The following is an 18,688-nucleotide window of genomic DNA, read 5'->3' as shown; positions in this document are numbered from 1 at the left end:
CACCGAGTCCGTGGACGGCGACGGTGCGGACGACGACGAAGACGTGGAGTCGGTGCTCTCCGACATCAAGTCCCATCCGGGCAACGTCAGCCTCAACTCGCTGCTGGACGAGATCTCCAAACTCAAGCAGGTCCGCGCCGTCAGCATCCCGGCCAAGGCGTTCACCGGCATCGGCGTCCAGGTCATCAACGCCTGGCGGGCCAGAGCCTCGGCCGCCGCCCCGAGCCACTTGCGCCGCTTCTCCCCCGAGGCGCGGCGCGTCCTGCTCGCCGCGCTGCTGTTCCAGCGTCAGCGGGAGATCACCGACACCCTGGTGGAGCTGCTGAACTCCACCGTGCACCGCATCAACGCGCGGGCGGAGAAGAAGGTGACCGAGGCGTTCGTCGCCGAGTTCACCAAGGTCCGCGGCAAGGCCGGACTCCTCGGAAAGATCGCCGCCGCCTCGCTCGGCGCCCCCGACGGCTCGGTCCGCTCCGTGGTCTTCCCGGCGGCCGGCGGAGAGAAGACGCTGAAGGACCTGGTTGCGGAGATGAAGGCGACGAACGCCGATTTCGCCCGCTCCAAGCGGGAGGTGTTCAAGTCCTCCTACTCCAACCACTACCGCAGCGGGCTGATGAAGCTCCTCGGCGTGCTCGACTTCCGCTCCTCCAACGACCAGCACAAGCCCGTCATGGACGCGTTGAAGCTGATCGAGCGGCACAAGGACTCCTCCACCACCTACCTTCCCCTCGGCGAGACCATCCCGCTCGAAGGCGTCGTACGCAAGGACTGGATGGAGTTCGCTATCTTCACCCCCGACAAGGGACCCAAGCGAGTCATGCACACCGTGTACGAGGCGTGCGTCTTCCAGGCCCTGCGCGACCGGCTGCGCTGCAAGGAGATCTGGGTCGTCGGCGCCGACAAGTGGCGCAACCCCGACGACGACCTCCCGGACGACTTCGAAGTCAGGCGCGCGGAGTACTACGAGAAGCTCAACAAGCCGCGCGAGTCTCCGAGAGGCACCGCCCGTTCATGGGCCGGGCCAGCCGCCAGCGTCCGGTCCGCCGGGCCGTGCGCGTCAAGACCGTGCAGCGGGTGCCGCGACCGCTCTCCGACGACCAGGTCCAGGCCCTGCTGGCACAGCTCCGCGGCCTGCGCGACAAGGCGATCGTCCTGCTGATGCTCCACGGCGGCCTGCGGCCCGGCGAGGTTCTCGGCCTACACCTGGACGACCTGGCCTACGGCCGACGGCGGGTGGTGGTCCGTCACCGTGACGACCATCCCAAGGGCGCCCGGTCGAAGTCGCGCTACGAACGGGTTGTCGACCTGCACGAGGCGGAGACCCTTGCGGCGGTCAGCGCCTACGTGATGGGCGAGCGCCCTGCCGAGGCCGACAGCCGGCTGGTGTTCCTGATCGGCGGCCGCGGCACCCGGCGCCTGGAGGCGCTGAGCTACGACGGGCTGGTGCGGATGTTCTCCCGCGCCTGCACCCGGGCCGAGATTTGCGAGCCGTGGGTGACCCCGCACGCTCTACGGCACACTCACGCGACCAGCATGTGGGAGGGCGGCATGCGGGAACTGACGCTACAGAAGCGGCTTGGCCATGCCTCTCCGGAGTCGACACGCATCTACACCCGGGTCTCCGATCCTGCCGTCGTCGCCGACTATCACAAGGCGCTCGACCAGCTGGGCCGCGGCGGAGCCGACAAGTGAGGGCCGGACCGGTCTCCACCGCGGCGGCGCTCGCGGTGGCACCGCCACGGTCCTGGCGGCCCGCCCGGCACTGCCCCGAGGCCGAGTACCTCGCGTTCCTCAACGGGCAGGACATCCATCCGGGCTACCGCGGCTCCAAGCTGCGACGCTACCGGGTGTTCATGGACGCATGGCCGAGCATGACTGACTGGTTCGCCGCACCGTTGGTGGAACGGGTTGGCCGGCTGCCCGGCGAACCGCACACGGCACCCTCCTTTCCGATCTCGTTCTACGCACGCCCCCTACCTGCTGTTTCTCGCGCTGCGCGGGTACATCGTGTTCGACTACCCGTGGATGCTCGGCGCCGGGCAGCTCCGGGTGGTGGACCCGGCCGCCGAGATGGAGATCGACCTGGGCACAACCGCCCTGATCGAGGAAGCCATCGCGCTCGGCTATGCCCCGGGTTCGGCCAGGCAGGCGATGAACTGGACGGTCAGCCGGATCGCCCTGCACGCCGGCCTCTTGCGGGCGGAGCACATCACCGAGGAGCACGTTGCCGGAGCGCTCGAAGCTGTCCGGCTGTTCAGCGAACGTGAGGACCTGCACCGCTTCTACCCGTCGGTGCAGAACTACCGGGACAACGCCTCCAAGCAGTGGGTGACCCACCTGCACCAGCTGCAGGTCGTGCTGTTCCCCCGGGGCCAAGTGGCCACTCAGCCAGGCAAGTTGATGCCGTCATGGAAACCGCCGATGGAGCTGCCGCCGCGGATGCTGGCCGTCGCGCAGAAGTGGCTGGCGGCCCGCAAACTGACCGACGCCCCGTCGACGGTGGACAAGTTGGAGCTCGCGGTGCGCGTGTTCGGCAACTGGCTCGGCGAGAACCACCCTGGGATCACCACCTTCGCCGATGTCACACGGGATCACTGCCTCGGATGGATCGGCCACATCGCCGAGGCGCCGGCGGAGAGGACCGGCAAACCACTCGGCGTGATGTCCCGGATCCAGCGGATCTCCGGGCTCTCCCAGTTCTTCCGGGACACCGCGATCTGGCAGTACCCAGACGTGCCCGGCTACATCCTCATCGGCGCGGGCGACGCACCCAAGTTCCCCCAGAAAGTGCCCCGGTTCATCCCCGACCACGAACTCGACAAGCTGATGTCGGTCATCGACGCGATCGCCTGCCCGTTCCAACGCGCTGCCCTGTTGGTGGCCCGCTGGTCCGGGGCCCGCCGCACCGAGATCCAGCGCCTCCCGGTCGACTGCCTGGACCGCTACCCCGACGGCACCCCACGACTGCGGCTCTCCGGCCGCAAGACCTACAGAGAGCGGGTCGTCCCGCTGCACGAGGACGCCGCCGAGGCTCTGCAAAATGTCATTGACCTGCGCAGACACGCGCCGGAGAGACCCTTCACCGACGAGCGTACCGGTGAGGAGATCCGCTACCTGTTCATGAGTCACGGCAAGCTGCTGTCGACCTACTACCTGTTCGAGACCTCGATCCAGAACGCCTGCAAGGCCGTCGGCCTCGTCCGCCCAGGTGGCCGGGACGGCACCGGCCGTGGCACCGTCTCGGCCCACCGATTCCGTCACACCGTCGGCACCCAGCTCGCCGAACGCGGCGCGAAGCTGCACACCATCATGAAGGTGCTCGGGCACACCTCCGTGAGCATGGCACTCGTCTACGCACAGATCAGCGACCAGGAAGTACTGCGCGACTACCGGGCCGTCCTCGGGCCCGGAGCAACGATCCCCGGCCCCGCCGCCGCAGAACTCAGAACCGGCGCTCTGCCGGACACCTCAATCGACTGGCTCAAGACGAACTTCTTCAAAACGGAGCTCGAACTCGGCCGGTGCCTACGCCTCCCCGCCGAAGGCCCATGCGAGTGCGACCTTTACCTGACCTGCGCCAAGTTCGTCACCACACCTGAGTACGCCCCACGACTGCGGGCTCGACGTGAAGTCGAGCAGACCCTCGCTCACGACGCCGCCGAACGCGGCTGGGACCGCGAGGTGGAACGGCACCGCTGCACCAGCGACCGCATCGACAAGCTTCTGGCGGACCTTGGGCAACCCGCCCATCCCGACGGGAAAGCCGAAGTCTCCAGTGGGTGATCACTTCCCGGTCGGGCTACCGGACTGGTCCTCGCTCATCGACAAGCACCGTGGGCGGAGACAAGAACACATCGGCTCCTACCGGGCCGTAAGCGATGTTGAACGTGTCAAGCCAGTACGACCAGCCCCGCACTCCCGCCGCACTGCTGAAACGGTAGTTGAGCTGCCAGCGGACCCACTGACCGGGGACAAGGCGCACAGCCGGGGGCAGTCGTGGCCGAGGCGGTATGGCAAACAGGGGCTGGACCCGGGGAAGGACACGCAACCGACCGTCGTCTTCTCGGAGCTGGACATCGACCTTCCGCAGGTCTTCCTGACCGTCATAGGGAGCGAAGCCGTCTCGCTCATGTATGCGAACTACATGCGCGACTGAGGGCGACAGATGCGGGACACGAAAGCCGACCGGGACCGCGTTCCGGCGAGCCGCAGCCTCTCCTCCCCGAGACTGCTTCGTCCAAGACGTCCGTATCCACTGGACGGTGACATCCAAGACGCTTCCCCCCGCCACCTCATCGAAAGCCTCACCCTACCGGAGGAAGATCAATTTGAACTGTCCACATAAAGTCGGAAATCGGGTTCGGACTGCCCCGGCTCCTGGGCTACGACCTGCTGCCGCGCATCAAGCAGATCAACAAGGTCAAGCTGTACCGGCCCGGCCGCGAGGACGAGGACAACTACGAGCGCCTGGCGGACGCGATGACCCGCCCGATCCAGTGGGACGTCATCGAGAACAACTACGACCAGCTCATCAAGTACGCCACCGCGATCCGGGTTGGTACCGCCTCCACCGAGGCGATCCTGCGGCGTTTCACCCGCACGGCCTCGCACCCCGTCTACCAGGCGATGCTCGAAGTCGGCCGCGCCCAGAAGACCATCTTCGTCGCCCGCCATCTGCGCGACCGCGACCTTCAGCGCGAGATCCAAGAAGGGCTCAACATCGTCGAGGGCTGGAACGGCGCCAAGACATCATCTTCTTCGGCAAGAGCGGGGAGCTGAGCAGCAACCGCCGTGACCAGCAAGAACTCTCTGTTCTCGCACTCCACCTCTTGCAAACGGCGCTGGTCTTCGTTAACACCTTGATGATCCAAGACATGCTCGCCGATCCGGAGTGGGCAGACCTCCTGACCGACGAGGACAAACGCGCCCTGACCCCGCTGTTCTGGATGCACATCCAGCCCTACGGCGAGGTACGGCTAAATATGGGCCGCCGTCTTCAGCTCGCCCAGCCCGTCCCGCAGGAGCCAGACCCCGAGCCGGCCGCCACATAGCCCGACCCCAGAACCTCAAAGGACCCCGGCCACGGCCGGGGTCCTCTGACATGCGCGCATGCGGGGCGCCTTCGATCCGAAAGCTACTGGCAGGTTACTTGTCACCTCGTTCGCCGCTCGTTAACGGCACCCCACGCGAGGGGGCCCCTCCCGCGCGAGCAGGTTCGAGCGTGGGGGAGTCATTGACCGACGACAACGCCGGAGGCGCAGTCGCAGGGCGTCGGGAGCCCGCTCTCTGTCGCGGGTGAGGTCGTGAGCCGCCTCATCACGCCCACGCGCCGGACCGGATGATGATCGCCCCGCCCACGGCATCGCCCCCCGCTCCTCGGTCAGGCCAGCGAGAGAAAGAGCTTCTCCAGCCGTGCCCGCATCTGGTCCCGGTCCGCGGGCTCGCTGCCGCCGTCGGCCATGCAGTGCTGCAGGCCCGTCGCGATGATCGCGAAACCGGCCCGGTCGAGCGCCCGGGAAACAGCGGCCATCTGCGTGATCACGTCCTCGCAGTCCCGGCCCTCCTCGATCATCCTGATGATCCCGGCGAGCTGGCCCTGCGCGCGGCGAAGGCGGTTGAGGACCGACTTCAGTTCGTCGGCCGCCATGTCAAGCTCCACAACATCCTCCTCCTGATACCCCAAGGGGTATTCTAACCGAATGGGGCAGGAGAGACCGAGTACCTCCTCGGCCCCGGCGAACGAAAGGAATCAAACGCTCGTGACCAGCCCCGTCTCCCTCTCCCCCGCCCAGGCCGCGGCCCGTCTCGCGGAGTTCACCGTCATCGACGTGCGGGCCCCCGGCGAGTACGCCTCCGGGCACGTGCCCGGCGCCCTGAACATCCCGCTGGACCGCTTCCCCGAGGCGGTGCCCGCCCTGAAGTCCGCCGCTGCCCGCGGCTCGCTCCTCGTGGTGTGCGCCTCCGGCGTCCGCTCCACCCGGGCCTGCGACATTCTCGCCGCGGCCGACATCGACGCCGTGACACTGTCCGGCGGCACCTCGGCCTGGGAGGGCGAGGGCCGCGATCTCGACCGTCCGGCCGGGGCCCGGACGACCTGGCCGATGGAGCGTCAGGTCCGGCTCGCCGCAGGTTCGCTGGTGGTGGCCGGCCTGCTGGCCGGGGTGCGCTACCCGGCCGCCCGCTGGATCTCCGCGGGCATCGGCTCCGGGCTCGTCTTCTCCGCCGTGACCAACACGTGCGGGATGGCGGCGGCCCTGTCGAAGCTTCCGTACAACCGCGCCCCGCGCTCGGCCGCGAACCTGGACGAGACGCTGGACGCCCTCCAGGGCTGACGCACCGAGCGACGGCGGGAGCCGGCCACGTGGGCGCGTGACCGGCTCCCGCCGTTCGCAAGAACGGCTCAGACCTCGTCCCGGACCAGGGCGAGCAGCCGGTCCAGCACGCGCGGTCCGCCCGCGCGCAGCCCGTCGTGCTCGTACTCGTTGGTCACCCAGGTACGCAGCCCGCGGATCGCCGCAGCCGTGCGCAGCGCGTGCCCGGTGTCGACGTACATGTCGTCGTGGTAGACGGCCGCGGCGACCGGCACCTCGTTGGCGGCCAGCCGCTCGGGGTCGTAGAGCGGCGCCCAGTCGCTACGGGAGGCCAGCAGTTCGGCGGTCTCGCGCAGCGGGCGCAGCGCCGGGTCGACCTCGAAGTGCCAGGGGTGGATGCTCTCACCGGTGAAGAGCACGAGGCCGTCGCCCCGGAGCGCCGTGGCCGCGTCGAACTGGGGGAATTCGGCACGGACCCGCTCGGCGGCCCAGCCGGTGGGCCGTTCGCCCTGGCCGTAGATCGCCTCGTGCAGCAGCGCGTACAGCGGATGCCCGGCGAACGAACTCGCCGTGCGCATCGCCTCCTGGAACGTGTCCGAGAGCTCGGTGCCCAGCGGCGTACGGACGAAGGCGTTCTCCAGCAGGTAGTGCAGCTGGTGGCTGCCGTTGCCGCCGCCCAGCATGATGCCGAGGGACTGGAACCCCTCGGGCGTCAGACGGTGGTCCGCGCTCTCCGGGCGGTGCTCCGCGAGGTGAGCGGTGATCTCCCGGGCGCGCTCGACGTCCTGCGGGTAGCGGGCGTAGTGGGCGGCGACCTTGCGCTCGATCCGCGGGTAGGCGGCCCGGTAGACGTCGTCGGCGTGCGCGTCGAGCGAGGGCAGCCCGCCGGTGATCAGGACGGTCCTGAGCCCTTCGGGAGCGGCCGACAGATAGCGGACGGCGCAGAAGCCGCCGAAGGACTGGCCGAGGACCGTCCACGGTTCGCCACCGGTCAGCCGCGGGCGGATGAGCTCGCAGTCGCGCACGATGTTGTCGGCCCGGAAGTGGGCGAGGTAGTCGGCCTGCTCGCGCGGACCGCCGCGCAGCGGCAGGGTCTGCCGGTTGGCGGGGGTGGACAGGCCGGTGCCGCGCTGGTCGAGGAGCAGCACCCGGAACTCCTCCACCGCCCGTCCCAGCCATGCCTCCGCGCCGACGAAGCGGCGGGCGCCGAAGCCGGGGCCGCCCTCCAGATAGACCAGCCAGGGCAGCTCCTCACCGGCCCTGCCGCTCGCCACGGCCTCCCTGCCGAAGATCTCGATCTGCTCGCCACCCGGATCGGTGTGGTCGAGCGGGACCGTGAAATAGCGGTCGGTGAAGACGATGCCGGGGTGCCGGTAGCTGCTCACAAAGTGCTCCTGAATCAGATGTGCCACGGACAGTTCAGCACACGGCCGTGACCCGGACATTCGCGGCCCGTGTGCGGCACGTCCGGGGGCCTCCTGTCGTGCTGGCGTGATCCGGTCCGAGCAGGTCGGCGCGAGGGCACCCTCCTCGGCGCGCCGTCCGCGCCCGTACCGCGTGATCACCATCCCCACAGGTGCCCCCTCACCGTTCCTAGCCAGTGTGCATGAGTGAGTCCTGGACCCACTGATGTGTACTGGGCGCATCCCGAACGGTGTTGGATGCACTCGGTCCCCGCTTTCGCGTCCCGTTCGGCGGCACGCCTCCAGGGGCGTGGTCCGTTGCAGGTGGGCGGGTTCCGTCACGCCCCCGTGCACCTGGCCCGGCCTGGGCGGTCCGATGCCCCGCACGATCACTCCGGTCGTGTGGGGGCGGTGCCGTCCTTCCCCAAGCTCTCAACTCCGTTCGAGCAGGGGATACCCCATCCCGGACCGGGTGTCCGAGGGCGCGTCGTCCGATCGCGATGCCGGCGGCATCATGACGGGACATTCTGCGGTGCGGGGTGGCCAGTGGTTTCTGCCAGTGCTGGGCACCCCACATCGAGGTATAAGCGGGGTCGACCGCGACGATACTCAGCTTGGCGTTTAACCTCGCTGACGCAGTGGCCTGCTGAAATGCGATGTTTCCGTGACAGCAGGGGCGGCCGCCCCTCACGCTTTGAGATGTCGAGTAACAGAGCGCGAGAGAACGGCCGCTGTGATGAGTCTTCCGGTTCAGGTCTCCGACGTCGAGCCGTTGTCCGTGTTGTCCCGTTTCCGGATCGAGTTCTACGACTGCCTCTACACCCGCGCGGACGCGCTCTTCGAGCTGACCGACGCGGTGCTGTGCGCGGACGGCCCGGTGAAGTCGCTGGTCGAGCTGACGCTCGCGGCCGAGCACCGGCGCGGGCACGGCGCGATGTACGACGCGCTGAACTCCGGCTGGCTGGAGCCACGCCGTCTGCGCCGCGTCCTGGACAGCCTGCCGATCCCGCGTACATCGGAGGGGCGTATCGCGCTGGCCGTGGACGTCTCCAATTGGCTGCGCCCCGACGCCCCTACCAGCCCTGACCGGCTGTTCTGCCACGTCTACGGGCGTGGCCGCAGTGCGGATCAGCGCATCCCGGGCTGGCCCTACTCCTTTGTCGCCGCCCTGGAGCCGGGCCGCACCTCGTGGACGCGGGTCCTGGACGCCGTCCGGCTCGGACCGGCCGACGACGCGACCGCGGTCACCGCCGCCCAGCTCCGTGAAGTCGTGGAGCGGCTGGTCCGCGCCGGGCACTGGAAGCCCGGCGATCCGCACATCCTGATCGTCATGGACTCCGGCTACGACGTCACCCGCCTCGCCCATGTCCTGGCCGACCTACCCGTTGAGGTGGCCGGGCGCCTGCGCTCGGACCGCGTCATGCTCCGCGACGCCGGCGAGCGCCGCTCCGGTCCACGGGGCGGACAGCCCCGCAAGCACGGCGGGGTCTTCACCCTGAAGAAGCCCGACAGCTGGCACGAGCCGGAGACCACCACCACGACCGACACCACCCGTTACGGGAAGACCGAGGCCACCGCCTGGAACCGGATGCATCCCCGCCTCACCCACCGTGGCCCCTGGCTCGACCACGACGGTGAACTCCCCCTCGTTCACGGCACGTTGATCCGCCTGAAGGTCGAGTACCTGCCCGGCGACCGCGACCCCAAGCCCGTCTGGCTGTGGTCCTCGGCCCCCGGCGTCGACGGTGCCCACCTGGACCGGATCTGGCGGACCTTCCTCCGCAGATTCGATCTTGAACACACCTTCCGGCTCATGAAGCAAACGCTCGGCTGGACCAGGCCGAAGGTCCGCAGCCCCGAGACCGCCGACCTGTGGACCTGGCTGATCATCGCCGCCTACACCCAGATCCACCTCGCCCGCGCGCTCGCCGAGGACCTCCGAAGGCCCTGGGAGCGACCGGCCCCACCCCGCCGCCTCACTCCCGCCCGAGTCCGGCGAGGGTTCCGCAACATCCGCGCGACCACGACCCGCCCCGCCAGTGTTCCGCAACCCTCCCGACCCGGCCCCGGGCGTCCCTCCGGATCGAAGAACCGCAAGGTCGCACCCCATCACGACGTCGGCAAGACCGTGAAACGCGCCGAGAGCCTCACCGCACATCGAACCGCCGCAGGTTAAACGGAAAGCTCAGGCCGTGTTCGGCGGCCATGGAGACCAGCAGGGCCTTGAGTTTGCCGGTCGGGACGCCGGAGATGAGCTGCCGGAACCGTTTCCTGCGGCCGTGTTTCTCGCGGGTCTTCTCGGTCGTGAGGTCGAGGTCTTCGATGGCGATCGCGGTGACACCGGCCTGCTTGGCCCAGTTGATCAGGCGGGTCAGGGCGCGGCGGATCTGGGCATCGCGATGAGCGGTGGTGCCGGACAGGTCGTAGGGGAAGCGGCGTGGGTCGCCGACCGGATTGCCATGCTGGTCGAGCTGGTAGGCGGCGAAGTGGTCGGCGTTGGTGTCCACGCCGACCACGCCCCGGGCGCGGGCGGTCTCCAGCGGGGTGGTCTGGACGACGGGGCGTTGCCAGGACGCGGTGAGGTACCAGCGGCCACGATCCACGTCGAGGTGGATGCGGTAGGCGACGGCCCGGTTCGCTTCGACGCGGTCGGCCCACTCCACGCCCCGGTGCGCGAACGCCACGGCAGAGGTGAGGGTGTACCGGCCATGCTTGGCATTGGCCAGGTGCGCGAGCGGGGCAGGCAGTCTGATGCTGACCTCGCCGTCCGGGGTGACACGGATCGTTTCGTTCCCGAACCGCTTCCCCGACTCGCCGTCGGCGGCGATGAACCAGCGCTCCGCCTCCCAGCGTTCCCGCCACTGCTCCTCGGTGAGGTGGGCGTCGGCGAGGTGGTGGCGGGTGTTGAGGAGGCGTTTGCCGCCCCGCACGACCCGGACGCGTCCGGCCTGCCAGTCGGCGACAGCGGCAGCATGCCGCGCCTCCAACGCCGCGAGACGGCGGGACTTGCGAAGCCACTCGCCCTTGGAACGGTAGCCACCGGCTGCCCGCTTCGTGCCCCGCGCGCCGATCGGGAGGGACGGGCGGTGCCGCAGCGTCCCGATCCCGGCCTCCAACGTCCGGACATACGCGGCCTGACAACGGCGCGCCAGCGCCCACTGATCATGCGTGGCCTTCGTGATCGCACCCGCGATCCGCGACGACGACAGCGGCGTCAGGTCCCGCTTACGCGACGCCCAGGTCTCCGCACCGTGCTCCAGCCCATCCGCACAACGGACCCTGAGGTCACGGGAAGCGAGCGCGCCCTGATACGCGCCGACCTCGCGCAGAACCTTCTCGCCCTGGGGCGTGAGGTGCTTGAGACGGTCCCGGACCGCCACCCCGCACGGCCCGGGCACCACGAACGGCGCCGCCAACTCCCGTACACCACCCACCACAACACCCCCTCCCACGAGACCGGACACCTGCTACCCAGCCCAACGAGCACCAGCCGCCAAGGTCACCCATTCGGCCCCAGAACCCCCGTTCCCACCCCATGAAGCCGCCGACAGGACCCACTCCTGCTCACCACAACGCACTTCAGCTCAGCAAACCGACAGCAGCTCACAACCCCAACCCGGAGCACCGCTGACCGCTCCCGGCTCAAGAGGGGGCGCGGCGGGCGTGCGGGCCGCTCCTCCCCCGCGCGGTCGTCAGTGCGGCTCGGTCGCCGGTTCCAGGACGAAGACCGGAATCTGCCGGTCGGTCTTGAGCTGGTAGTCGGCGTAGTCGGGGAACGCCTCGACCGCGCGCTGCCACCACAGGGCCTTCTCCTCGCCGGTGACCTCACGGGCGTTCATGTCCTGGCGGACGAGGCCGTCCTGCAGTTCCACGCGGGGGTCGGCCACGAGGTTGTGGTACCAGACGGGGTGCTTGGGGGCGCCGCCCTGCGAGGCGACCACGGCGTACATGCCCTTGTGCTCGACGCGCATGAGGGGGGTCTTGCGGATCTTGCCGCTCCTGGCCCCGCGGGTGGTCAGGAGGATGACCGGCATGCCCCGCATCATGGTCCCCTCCGTCCCACCGGAGCTCTCGAACAGCTCGACCTGGTCGCGGACCCACTGCGTTGGGCTCGGCTCGTACTCGCCCTTGAGAGGCATGGCATCTGTCCCATCGTCGACATTCGGATACGCGGCTGCTCGGGCACGCGGGCGTCGCCCCGTCCGGCCGCTACGAGAACTCTTTCATCATTGCGCCCGCCCCGGGCAGGGCGGATCGCGCGTGTCACGGAGGTGACCGGCCTGCGTCAGCGGTCGACCAGGGCGGCGACCGGCTCGGCGCCGTACACGCCGACGCCGAGCACCACCGCGCCGGGCAGCCGGGCCGGTTCGTCCAGCGGGTCCTGGATGAGCACTACAAAACGGGCACCGGAGTGCGCCGACGCCCCCGGAACGTGCAACCGGCCCACGCCCGCGCAGAGTTCTACCGGCGTTCGAGCACGCCGCGGACGAAGGCCGCCTGCCCGGCGTGCTGCAGGTCGTCCGCGATGACGCTGATCAGACGGACCCCGAGGGTGACCGGCGGCGACCACGCCTCGTCGACGACGCGGTTCAGCGCCCGGCCGTCGAGCCCGCCGATGAAGTCGATGGTCTGTTCATGGACGTCGTCGTAGTAGCCGAGCAGCAGTTCCGGCGATTCCACCCGCACCGCCGCGACGTCCGCATCGCTGTGTCCGTACCCGGTGGCGTTCTTCTCGAACGGCAGATCGAAACGGGAGGCCCAGTCCCGGGTGAACCAGACCTGCTCGATACCGGCCGCATCCGAGATGTGGTCGTCCTGGATCCGGGTGAGGTGCCACACGAGCCAGGCGATCGTGTTCGCTCCGCTGTCGAGGCGGGCATGGAGGTCGGTGGGTGACAGTCCCTCGACCGCCGAGTGCACCGTCTCCTGGACGCGGGTGAACGCGTCCGTCAAAAGGTCAACGCTGTTCATGACCTCACCATGGCTGTTCTTCCGCCCCTCCCCCGCGATCGACACGCGCCGCGCTCGGCACTGTCCGTTTCCGGACCAGGACGAGCTTGTTCCGGACCAGGACGAGCTCGTTCCGGACCAGGACGCGCTTGCCGATCGGGCCCGAATGATCGTTTCGGAATGCTTAAGTGCCTTCGCTCCACGGGCCGTTCACGCCGGCGGTCGCGTGCTCAGCCGGTCAGTTCCGCGATCCGGGCCAGCCGACGCAAGGAGTCAGTCAGAGCCGCACGGTCGTAGGTGCTGGTGGTGACGAGCACCTCGTCCGCGCCGGTCTCTTCGAGGACCGTTTCGAGCGCGGTGACCACCTGGTCCTCCGTGCCGTAAAGGTGACCGCGCAATCCGCTCTCGTAGAACCCGCTTTCCTTCTCCGTCATGGTCAACGCCTCGACCCGCTCGGCGGGGGCGAGCGGCGGGAACACACCATGGGTCCGGGAGTACGCCAGGGACCACGCCTCCGGTATCAGGATGCGCCGGGCCTCCGCCGTGCTCCCCGCGACCGCGATCGTGCCCGCCACAACCACACAGGGGTGCGGCGCCCAGGACGAGGGGTGAAACTCCCGGCGGTAACGGTCGACGGCCCGCAGCAGCTTCTCCCGGCCGCGGAGGTCTCCCACGACCAGCGGCAGCCCGACCTTCGCCGCGATACCGGCGCCCTCGCCGGTGGCCAGTACGAACGGGGGTATGCGCAGTCCTTCGGCAGGGCGGGCATGCACCTGCGGGTGGGCGCGCTGCGTGCCGTCCAGCCAGCCGAGCAGTTCGGTGAGTTGCCCGGCGAAGTCCTCGGCAGCCGACTTGTCCCGGCCGAGCGCCCTGCGGATGCCGTCGGTGAAGCCCACCGAACGCCCGACTCCCATGTCGATCCGCCCGGGGAAGAGGGACTCCAGGACCCCGAACTGCTCGGCCACCACCAGCAGTTGATGGTTGGGGAGCATCACGCCGCCGGTACCGACCCGGATGGTGGACGTCGCCGCCGCGACGGCCGCGGCCAGCACGGTCGGCGCCGAACCGGCGACGCCCGGAACGCTGTGGTGCTCGGACACCCAGAACCGGTGGTACCCGAGCGCCTCGGCCTCCTGGGCGAGGCGCACGGTGTCACGGAGCGCCTCCGGGGCGTCGTACCCCTCGCGGGTACGGGAACGGTCGAGCACGGAAAACCGGGTGGATGCGATCACAGAACTCACACCGTTGTTCAACGCCCGGCCCGCGCCAGGATTCCCACCGGCCCGTTACGGAACCGACGCGCACGGCCCCTGAGCGGTGGCGCGGTACCGCTCAGGGGCCGTGCGACGCCCGTGTACCCATCGCGTGAGAGCGACTGGTGCGGCTTCCGGCCACCGCCCGGCGCCGGCCACTTCAGGGCCGGCTACTCCAGCGGCAGGCTACTCCATGGGGTAGATGTCCCCGCTCGCCATGCCGCTGACCTGTTCGCTCTCCGCTTCGATCCTGCGGGCCTTCTCCTTCAGGCGCTGGCGTTCCTTGGGGTCGGAGGTGCGCTCGGCTGCGTCATTGAGGTCCTTCGCCTTGGCGCGCATCTCCCTTATGCGACCGCGGTATTGCTCTGACTCGCTCATGATTACTCCTTGGATCTGTGGGCGGAGCGGACCCCGCCACGGAACCAGGTTTTCCGGGACACCGCACTCCACGCGGTTACCGACCGTGACACTTCCCGCGACGGGGGGCCATGCATCGGCCCGGCGTTCCGGGCGGCCGGCGCCGGTCGGACGCGGCTTCCCACCCCCAGAGTAGTCAGCATGCGCCCGACGCGATCCTTCACCGGGCACAACATCGGCGCATCCCGCTCGCGGTGCGGTGTCGGGCGCCGCCCTCAGCCTCGGCACCGCCGCCAGGGGCACCGGGACGCGCCCCCGCCCGCCCAGCGGACATCCGAGGCCAGGAGGCCGAGTCCGATGCCCAGCATCCAGGAGTCCTTCGCCAACGCGATGCCGTTCTGGGTGGGCCGCAGGCTGCCCGGCTCCCGCATCCCCGGCACCCGGAGGTAGAGGCCGAGCAGGCCGCCGGAGAACCCGGTCAGCGCCAGTCCGGCCAGTCGGGTCGGTACGAAGGGGGCGAGCAGGGTTCCGCCGACCGTGATCTCCGTCAGCGCGAGGAGCCGGGTGAATCGCTTGGCTTCCATCTTCTTGAGGAACGGATAGGCGATACAGGCCATGCCGTGCACGCCGTGGGCCGTCTCCTCGTCCGCCTTCAGCTTGCCCAGGCCGGAATTCAGGATGAACGCACCGGTGGCGAGGCGAGGGGTCACATCGCGGGGTTCGAGGGTCGTCATGGGAGCCTCCATCGATCCGGTATTCGGCCCCTCGTCGAGCTTACGACCTCGGGAGCGAATGGGCTCGGGATGGACATGCTGGCCCGGCGGCTCGGTCGGCGAGTGGGTCTGAGAACCTTTTCCGCATGAGTACACCACCAGACGGATTGCCTATCTACCGCGTCTTGACCGGCCCGGACGACGCGGCGTTCTGCCAACGTGTAAGCGAAGCGATCGGCCTTGGCTACGAACTGCACGAAGGGCCCGCCGTCACCTTCAACGGTGAGAACGTCATCGTCGCCCAGGCGCTGGTCTGGCCGGCACTGCCGTAGCGGCCTTGAGAGCAGCGGTGATCGTGACGGGTCGTGACGTGGGAAGCGCCGCACGGGTCGGGTGAGTTGTGACGCTTACCTGTTCTCCTCACGCCCAAGCCCGTGTCTCCCGTGTGCGCTTCGCCGTGCACACGGGAGTGTGCCGCAGGCTGGTCCTGACGCCGCTCGGCAACGAGCACTCCGGGCTTCCGCGCCTCCGTGCTCCGCGCAGATCAGATCTCCGCGCCGCCGACGAGTGTGGCGAGCAGCCGCAGCCGCCCCTCGCGGCCACCCTCCCATTGGGCCACGCACAAGTCGGCGCGCGCGCCGACTTCGATGACCCCGCGGCCGGTCAGGCCGAGCGCCCGCGCCGGGTTGGCCGACGCCATCGCCCAGACCTCGGCGAGGGTGAAGGGAGTCTCGCGCACGGCCCAGCGCACGCAGTCGAGCAGTGACCGGCCCGATCCCGCCAGCAGTTGAGTCCCGCTCAGCCGCAGCTTGCCGGACGGTTCCACGGTGACTTCGCCCCCGACCGGTGTGCGGTACTCGCCGGGCGGGCAGCCCGCCAGTGCGACGGAATCGCTGACGAGCACCGCGCGTTCGGGCCCCTTGGCCCGGACCATGGCGGTGAAGGCGTCGGCCGGCAGGTGATGGCCGTCCGCGATGAACGTGGCGGTCAGGGAGTCCTCGGCGAGCTGGGCCCAGACATGGTTCGGGTGCCGTGGCAGCACGGCGTGCGTTCCGTTGCCCAGGTGCGTCGACAGCGTTGCTCCGGCGCGGGCGGCGCCGCGCAGCTGCTGCGGCGAGGCGTCCGTGTGGCCCACCGCGACGACGACCCCGGCCTGCGTCGCGGCGCGGATGTACGCCGCGGAGCCGGGCCTTTCCGGTGCCAGGGTGACGATGCGGACCAGCCCCGGTACGGCTGCGAGCCATTGCGCCAGTTCCCTCGGGTCGGGATCGCGCAGGTGCCGGGCGTCGTGCGCGCCGCGCGGACCGTCCGCGGCGGCCAGGTACGGGCCTTCGACGTGTACGCCGACAACGGTGCCGGCAACGAGCGGGGCGCGCTCGCGCGCCTGGGCTACGGTCCGCAGCGCCGAGAGGATCCGGTCACGGGAGCCGGTCACCACGGTGGGGCAGTACGACGTCACGCCGTGCGCCCACAACGCACGGGTGAGCTCCACCACCATGTCGGCCGAGACATCCTCTGCATTGATGTCGTGCCCGGCGTAGCCATTCACCTGGAGGTCCACCAGCCCCGGCAGGAGCAGTGGGCGGCCGCGGCGGGCATCCAGGGACTCGATCGAGGAGATACGGCCGTCCTCGACGCGCAGCCGCACATCACGCCCGTCGAGAAGCCGGCCGTCGATGCGCGCGTCGCGCCCGTCCAGCAACCGGGCGCCGGACAAGCGCCCGACGCGAGTCACGACGGTTCTTCGGCACGGCCGGCCGCCACTGTGCCGGGGGCAAGACGGCCGGCCGCCGCGGCGTCGAGGTACACCGAGACCGCCGGGTGGGTCCTGATCGCGCTCGCCGGGCACCGCACGTCCACCGGCCCCTCGAGGGACGCGGCGACCGCCGCCGCCTTGTGGGCGCCGTGCACCGTCACGACCGCCGCCCCGGTACTCAGCAGCGCGGGCACGGTCAGGGTCAGGGCGTGGGTCGGCACTTCCTCGAGGGTGGGGAAGAGCCCCTCCTCCACCTGCTGCCGGCGGGACGTGTCGTCCAGCCGGACCAGGCGCACGGTCTCAGGGTCATCGAGCCGGCCCGCGCCTGGCTCATTGAACGCGATGTGGCCGTTCATCCCGATCCCCATGCAGACCAGGTCCATCTCGGCCGCCCGTACGAGCGCCGCGTACCTGGATGCTTCCCGGGCCGGCTCGCTGCCGGGCAGCATACGCTCCAACCGTCCGGGCCCGGCCGCTTCCAGGCGCCCTTCCAGCCACGCGCCGAAGGCGTGCGGGCTCCCTTCCGGCAGACCCACGTACTCGTCCATGTGGAAGGCGTGCACCCGGTTCCAGTCGACCGCGGAGTCGCTCAGCAGCGTCCTCAGCATCTCCTCCTGCGAGGGGGCGGAGGCGAACAGGACGCGGGCCCTTCCCTTCGCGGCAACGGCTGCCCGGACGATCCGCGCCGCCTCGTTACCGGCGGCCACCCCTGTCGCGGCGGCGTCGGCCGAGACATGCAGCCTGACACGTGCGCCTGACCTCTCCGAGCTTTCCGGCAGACTCATCGCCCCACCTTCCCGTGCAATCGGTTGCAGTGACATTAAGGGCAGCCGATCGAAGAGGTCAACAGGGCCGCAGCCCGTCCCGCGGATGGCCGGAACGGGACACCGGACGGGACGTCAGGCGGGGCGGCCGGTCGAGCCACGCAGGGTCAGCGACCCGTCCATCCGGACGTCCCGGACCTGCTCCCCCGCGATGCACCGGCGCAGCGCGTCGACCGCGGCCCGCCCGAGCCGGTCCACCGGAGCGGTCACCGTGGTCAACTGTGGTGTCACGGCGCGGGCGAGCAGCACGTCGTCGCAGCCGACGACACTGCACCCGCCGGGCACCTGGACTCCGGCCTCGGCCAGGCCGCTCAGCACCCCGCAGGCCATCAGGTCGTCGAACGCGAAGGCGGCCGTCGCCCCGGACCCCACCAGCGCCCGGGCAGCCTCCCGCCCCCCTTCGAAGGTCGCCGCGAAGGACCCGAGTTCCACCAGCGTGACCCGGGTGCCCTGGGCCCAGGCCCGGACCGTGGCCGCCCGCTGCCGGGCCGCCCAGGAGGCCGAAGGCCCGCACATGAGGGCGACCTTGCGGTGCCCCAGGTCTTCCAGGTGCCTGCCCGCCTCGGTGAGCGCCGCCGTGTTGTCGCAGACCACCGACGGGAAGCCGCGCATCCTGCGGTTGACGACGACCGCCGGAAGCCCTTCGGCGGCCTCCTGCAGCGCGGAGGACGAGCGGGGCGAGGCGATCACGAGCCCGTCGACCTGACCCTTGAGCTGCTTGATGAGCCCCACTTCCCTCGCGGAGCTCTCGTCCGCGTCGACGAGCATCACGGCGGCCTCCATCTCGTCCGCCGCCCGCTGGATCGCCCTCACAAGAGGCGGGAAGAACGGGTTGGCGACGTCGTGGACGAGCAGCCCGATCATCCCCGTCCGGCCGGTCGCGAGTTCCCGGGCAGCCTTGTTGGGCCGGTAACCCAGCTCCCGGGCCTTTGCATGGATGAGTTCCCGGACCTCGGGATTGACGACCTCGGGCCGGCTGAAGGCGCGCGAGACCGTCGACGCCGAGACACCGCACACCTCGGCGATGGAATAGATTGTCGCCCGCTTCATACCACCCCCACCTCCACTCTCTGTTCTTCGCCGAGATTCCGGCAGCCGGGAAGCTACGTTATTGTACTTGT

18 protein-coding genes and 3 pseudogenes are annotated in these 18,688 nt (G+C 69.8%); 7 read left to right on the top strand and 14 right to left on the bottom strand.

Annotated features, from left to right (window positions below; translation table 11 throughout):
- Positions 1-10 precede the first annotated feature (10 nt).
- From OH735_RS35475 to OH735_RS35465, 3 genes are all read left to right on the top strand, one after another.
- Positions 11-1,159: a hypothetical protein gene (locus tag OH735_RS35475; RefSeq protein ID WP_406385755.1), complete on the top strand. Its 1,149-nt coding sequence runs from the start codon at positions 11-13 to the stop codon at positions 1,157-1,159.
- Complete coding sequence (locus OH735_RS35470) at positions 1,075-1,692, top strand: tyrosine-type recombinase/integrase (protein ID WP_406385754.1); 618 nt, start codon at positions 1,075-1,077, stop codon at positions 1,690-1,692. Before OH735_RS35475 ends, OH735_RS35470 begins: the two co-directional genes overlap by 85 nt.
- 315 nt (positions 1,693-2,007) lie before the next feature.
- Positions 2,008-3,783, top strand: a complete 1,776-nt coding sequence (locus OH735_RS35465; protein ID WP_406385752.1) for a tyrosine-type recombinase/integrase — start codon at positions 2,008-2,010, stop codon at positions 3,781-3,783.
- Positions 3,784-3,799: 16 nt separating this feature from the next.
- Here the strand turns inward: OH735_RS35465 and OH735_RS35460 are convergent, their stop codons facing one another.
- Entirely contained in the window at positions 3,800-4,273 is a 474-nt protein-coding gene (locus tag OH735_RS35460) for a hypothetical protein (protein WP_406385751.1), read from the bottom strand.
- A 68-nt stretch (positions 4,274-4,341) separates the two neighbouring features.
- Between OH735_RS35460 and OH735_RS35455 the strand changes: the two are divergent.
- Positions 4,342-5,051 (top strand): annotated as a pseudogene (locus tag OH735_RS35455) (Tn3 family transposase).
- 329 nt (positions 5,052-5,380) lie between these two features.
- On the opposite strand, the gene OH735_RS35450 reads toward OH735_RS35455, so the two are convergent.
- Positions 5,381-5,659, bottom strand: a complete 279-nt coding sequence (locus tag OH735_RS35450; RefSeq protein WP_093896672.1) for a metal-sensitive transcriptional regulator — start codon at positions 5,657-5,659, stop codon at positions 5,381-5,383.
- 100 nt (positions 5,660-5,759) lie between these two features.
- Here OH735_RS35450 and OH735_RS35445 point away from each other — a divergent pair, with 100 nt between their 5' ends.
- Positions 5,760-6,332 (top strand): rhodanese-like domain-containing protein, encoded by a 573-nt coding sequence (locus tag OH735_RS35445; RefSeq protein ID WP_406385750.1) that lies wholly within the window; start codon positions 5,760-5,762, stop codon positions 6,330-6,332.
- Positions 6,333-6,400: 68 nt separating this feature from the next.
- Here the strand turns inward: OH735_RS35445 and OH735_RS35440 are convergent, their stop codons facing one another.
- The gene (locus OH735_RS35440; protein ID WP_406385748.1) at positions 6,401-7,696 is read right to left on the bottom strand and encodes an alpha/beta fold hydrolase; all 1,296 of its coding nucleotides are present in this window, start codon (positions 7,694-7,696) and stop codon (positions 6,401-6,403) included.
- A gap of 208 nt (positions 7,697-7,904) precedes the next feature.
- Positions 7,905-8,327 (bottom strand): annotated as a pseudogene (locus OH735_RS35435) (IS200/IS605 family accessory protein TnpB-related protein); the annotation flags it as partial.
- Positions 8,328-8,450: 123 nt separating this feature from the next.
- Here OH735_RS35435 and OH735_RS35430 point away from each other — a divergent pair.
- Entirely contained in the window at positions 8,451-9,890 is a 1,440-nt protein-coding gene (locus OH735_RS35430) for an NF041680 family putative transposase (protein WP_406385426.1), read from the top strand.
- Between the two features lie 7 nt (positions 9,891-9,897).
- Here the strand turns inward: OH735_RS35430 and OH735_RS35425 are convergent.
- From OH735_RS35425 to OH735_RS35395, 7 genes and pseudogenes are all read right to left on the bottom strand, one after another.
- Positions 9,898-11,148 (bottom strand): annotated as a pseudogene (locus tag OH735_RS35425) (IS200/IS605 family accessory protein TnpB-related protein); the annotation flags it as partial.
- A 258-nt stretch (positions 11,149-11,406) separates the two neighbouring features.
- On the bottom strand, positions 11,407-11,853 hold the full coding sequence (locus tag OH735_RS35420) for a nitroreductase family deazaflavin-dependent oxidoreductase (protein ID WP_406385746.1): 447 nt from the start codon (positions 11,851-11,853) through the stop codon (positions 11,407-11,409).
- A 146-nt stretch (positions 11,854-11,999) separates the two neighbouring features.
- On the bottom strand, positions 12,000-12,161 hold the full coding sequence (locus OH735_RS35415) for a hypothetical protein (protein ID WP_406385745.1): 162 nt from the start codon (positions 12,159-12,161) through the stop codon (positions 12,000-12,002).
- Positions 12,162-12,175: 14 nt separating this feature from the next.
- A complete protein-coding gene (locus OH735_RS35410) occupies positions 12,176-12,685 on the bottom strand; it encodes a DUF664 domain-containing protein (protein ID WP_406385744.1) in 510 nt (169 codons plus the stop codon).
- Between the two features lie 209 nt (positions 12,686-12,894).
- Positions 12,895-13,905, bottom strand: a complete 1,011-nt coding sequence (locus OH735_RS35405; RefSeq protein WP_406385743.1) for an MsnO8 family LLM class oxidoreductase — start codon at positions 13,903-13,905, stop codon at positions 12,895-12,897.
- A 198-nt stretch (positions 13,906-14,103) separates the two neighbouring features.
- Positions 14,104-14,295, bottom strand: a complete 192-nt coding sequence (locus tag OH735_RS35400) for a DUF6381 family protein (RefSeq protein WP_406385741.1) — start codon at positions 14,293-14,295, stop codon at positions 14,104-14,106.
- A 254-nt stretch (positions 14,296-14,549) separates the two neighbouring features.
- Positions 14,550-15,008 carry a hypothetical protein gene (locus tag OH735_RS35395; protein ID WP_406385740.1) on the bottom strand — a complete coding sequence of 153 codons (459 nt, stop codon included), beginning with the start codon at positions 15,006-15,008 and terminating at the stop codon, positions 14,550-14,552.
- A 125-nt stretch (positions 15,009-15,133) separates the two neighbouring features.
- Here OH735_RS35395 and OH735_RS35390 point away from each other — a divergent pair, with 125 nt between their 5' ends.
- Positions 15,134-15,319 (top strand): DUF1737 domain-containing protein, encoded by a 186-nt coding sequence (locus OH735_RS35390; RefSeq protein WP_406385738.1) that lies wholly within the window; start codon positions 15,134-15,136, stop codon positions 15,317-15,319.
- Positions 15,320-15,531: 212 nt separating this feature from the next.
- On the opposite strand, the gene OH735_RS35385 is transcribed toward OH735_RS35390, so the two are convergent.
- From OH735_RS35385 to OH735_RS35375, 3 genes are all read right to left on the bottom strand, one after another.
- A complete protein-coding gene (locus OH735_RS35385) occupies positions 15,532-16,722 on the bottom strand; it encodes an N-acetylglucosamine-6-phosphate deacetylase (RefSeq protein WP_406385736.1) in 1,191 nt (396 codons plus the stop codon).
- A complete protein-coding gene (locus OH735_RS35380) occupies positions 16,719-17,528 on the bottom strand; it encodes a 6-phosphogluconolactonase (protein ID WP_406385735.1) in 810 nt (269 codons plus the stop codon). Before OH735_RS35380 ends, OH735_RS35385 begins: the two co-directional genes overlap by 4 nt.
- A 114-nt stretch (positions 17,529-17,642) precedes the next feature.
- Positions 17,643-18,617, bottom strand: coding sequence for a LacI family DNA-binding transcriptional regulator (locus tag OH735_RS35375; protein WP_406385733.1), 975 nt, complete (start codon positions 18,615-18,617; stop codon positions 17,643-17,645).
- Positions 18,618-18,688: the final 71 nt, after the last annotated feature.

The organism is Streptomyces sp. NBC_01618 (assembly GCF_045209435.1).
Taxonomy (GTDB): domain Bacteria; phylum Actinomycetota; class Actinomycetes; order Streptomycetales; family Streptomycetaceae; genus Streptomyces.
This window is presented reverse-complemented; position numbering and strand designations above follow the sequence as displayed.